Source organism: Streptomyces hainanensis, from assembly GCF_004348415.1.
GTDB lineage: Bacteria > Actinomycetota > Actinomycetes > Streptomycetales > Streptomycetaceae > Streptomyces > Streptomyces hainanensis.
This window is the reverse complement of the sequence record NZ_SMKI01000686.1, coordinates 1-2,815: the sequence shown is the minus strand read 5'-3', so window position 1 is coordinate 2,815 and position 2,815 is coordinate 1. Positions and strand designations below refer to the sequence as shown.

Annotated in this window: 2 protein-coding genes; both read right to left on the bottom strand. The window is 79.2% G+C overall.

Features of this window, described 5'->3' with window-relative positions; all coding sequences use genetic code 11:
- Nucleotides 1–1,595: AAA family ATPase (locus tag E1283_RS34700; protein WP_132822144.1), on the bottom strand; the 1,595-nt coding region annotated here is incomplete at its 3' end.
- A gap of 3 nt (nucleotides 1,596–1,598) precedes the next feature.
- Complete coding sequence (locus tag E1283_RS34695; protein WP_132822143.1) at nucleotides 1,599–2,747, bottom strand: exonuclease SbcCD subunit D; 1,149 nt, start codon at nucleotides 2,745–2,747, stop codon at nucleotides 1,599–1,601.
- Between the last annotated feature and the right edge of the window lie 68 nt (nucleotides 2,748–2,815).

Here is a 2,815-nt window from a genome sequence, read left to right as displayed (position 1 = left end):
GGGTGCGGGTGCTCGGGTGAGCCGCAGACGGCGCAGGGCTCGCCGGGGCGCAGGGCGGCGGAGAGCTCGGCGGCGATGCCGCGCAGCCGGCGCTCCTTGAGGTCGAGCCAGTGGGCGTAGGCGTCGGCGGCCGCCTCCCGGGCGGCGAGCAGCCCGGCCTCGGCGGCGCCGAGGCCGGCGGTGAGACTGTCGCGACGCCGGGCGGCGGCGAGCCGGCCGCCGGCTCGGGCGAGCCGCTGCTCCACCGCCTCGGCCCGGGCGGTGGCGGCGCCGAACCGTGCCAGGTCGGCGCGCAGCCGCACGGTGTCGGCGGCCAGGATGCCGAGGCGTCGTTCGGCGTCGCGCAGCGACTCCTCGTCCGCGTGGGCCTCGTGGGCCAGGGCGGCGAGCCCGGCCTCGACGGCACCGGCCCGGGTTTCGGCGGAGCGGGCGGCGCCGAGGGCGCCGAGCTCCTCCCGGGCGGCACGCTCCCGCTCGGCGAGGACGGCGGCGGGCGCGTCGTCGAGGCCGGGTGGCAGCGGCGCCCTGGCCTCGCGCTCGGCCACCACGGCGGCGCGGTGCTCCGCGTCGGCGGTGGCGCGCAGGGCGAGCGCGGGGACGACGGCCTCGGCGGACCGGGCCCGCTCCAGGCGGGCCAGGTCGGCGGCGTGTTCCGGCTCGCGGGCGGCCAGCGCGGCGGCGCGCCCGCGGGCCGCCGCGTGCTCCCGCTGGAGCCTGGCGCGCTCGACCGCCTCGGTGTGGTGGCGCTCGGCCTGGGCGTGGCCGGCCTCCGCCCGCTCCAGGGCGACGGTGGCGACGGTGTGCCGCTCGCGGGCCGCGCAGCGGGCCTGGGCCGCCCAGCCGAGGAGCCGGTGGGCCGGGTCGGCGCCGGCCGGGGCCTCCGCCGGGTCGGGAACCGGGCCGAGCTCCGCGGTGTCGGGCCCGGCGGCCTGGAGGATCCGGTTGGTGAGGGCGAGCAGCCGTTCGTCGGCGGCGCGGACGCGGTGGGCGGCGGCGGCGCGCCGCTCGGCGAGGTGGGCCTCCGCGGCGGCGAACCGGTGGGTGCCGAAGAGGCGGCCGAGGAGCTTGGCGCGGTCCTCGGCGCCGGCGCGCAGGAAGCGGGCGAACTCCCCCTGGGGCAGCAGGACGACCTGGCAGAACTGTTCGCGGCTCATGCCGAGCAGCGCGCCGAGCTCCTCGCCGATCTCCTGGTGGGAGCGGCTGAGGGCCCGCCAGCCGCCGGTGGCCGGGTCGTGTTCGCGGAGCAGGGCGTGCGCCCGCTCGCGGGTGGTGCCGGTGCCGCGGCGCTTGGGGCGCTCCTGCTCGGGGCGGCGGGTGATCTCGAGGCGGCGCCCGCCGAGGGTGAGGTCGAGCACCACCTCGGTGGCGGTGTCGGGGGCGGCGTGGTCGCTGCGCAGGGCGAGGGTGGCGCCCTGCCGGGCGCCGGGCACGGAGCCGTAGAGCGCGAAGCAGACGGCGTCCAGGATGGAGGTCTTGCCGGCGCCGGTGGCGCCGTGGAAGAGGAAGAGGCCGGCGGCGGACAGCCGGTCGAAGTCGACGTGCTGGCTGCTGGAGAAGGGGCCGAACGCGGTGAGGGTGAGCCGGTGCAGGCGGATGGCTCAGCCCTCCCCTGCGCGGGCGGCCTCGAGGGCGGCGGCCAGCTCGGCGCGCTCCCGCTCGTCGGGCGCGGCGCCGCCGCGGACGTGGGTGACGAAGTCCTCGGCGACCTGCTGGTCGGTGCGACCGCGCAGCCGCTGCGCGTAGGAGGTGTGCGGGGCCGCCGGGTCGCGCTCGGGCTCGAGGACGAGGCTGAGAACGTGGGGGAAGCGCTCGGCGAGGCGGGCCATGGGCTCCTCGGGCCTGGCCGGGTCGGTGAGGGTGGCCTCCACCCACGCGGCCTCGTGGACGCCGAGGGCGGGGTCGGTGAGGAGCGCGTCGAGCCGGCCGCGGAGGCGGGCGAGCGGGCGGGGCACCGGGCAGTCGACGCGCTCGGCGGCGACCTCGCCGGCCGGGCCGAGGTCGATCAGCCACATGGACTTGCGGTGGCCGGCCTCGGAGAAGGAGTAGGCGAGGGGCGAACCCGAGTAGCGCAGGCGCTCGGTGATGGTCTGACAGCCGTGCAGGTGGCCGAGGGCGACGTAGTCGACGCCGGCGAACAGCGCGGCGGGCACGGCTGCGGTGCCGCCGACGCTGATGTCGCGCTCGCTGTCGCAGCCGGTGCCGCCGGTGACGAAGGCGTGGGCCAGGACGACGGACCTGGTGCCGGCGGGGCGGCCGGCGAGATCGGCGCGGACTCGCTCCATGGCGGCGCCGAGCACGGCGGCGTGCCCGCCGGTGCCGGCCCCCAACTCCTCGCGGACCAGGGCTGGTTCGAGATAGGGCAGGCCGTAGCAGGCGACGGCGCCGTGGTCGTCGGCGAGGAGCACCGGGGTGCCGCAGCCGGCCGGGTCCGTGCGCAGGTGGACGCCGGCGCGGCCGATCAGGCCGGCGCCCACGCCGAGCCGGTGCGGCGAGTCGTGGTTGCCGGAGATCATCACGGTGGGCACGCCGAGCTCCGCGAGCCGGTGCAGGGCGTCGTCGAAGAGCCGGACGGCGGCCAGCGGGGGGACGGCCCGGTCGTGGACGTCGCCGGCGACCAGCACCGCGTCGACCTCGCGCTCCCGGACGGTGGCCACCAGGTGGTCGAGGAACGCGCGTTGGGCCTCGGCCAGGCCGGCCCGGTGCAGGGAGCGGCCGAGATGCCAGTCGGAGGTGTGCAACAGCCTCACCGCGGCGCCCTCCGCGGGCTCGCCGCCGCCCCGCCCCTGCTCTCCGCCATGTGGCGCCGCTCCCCTGC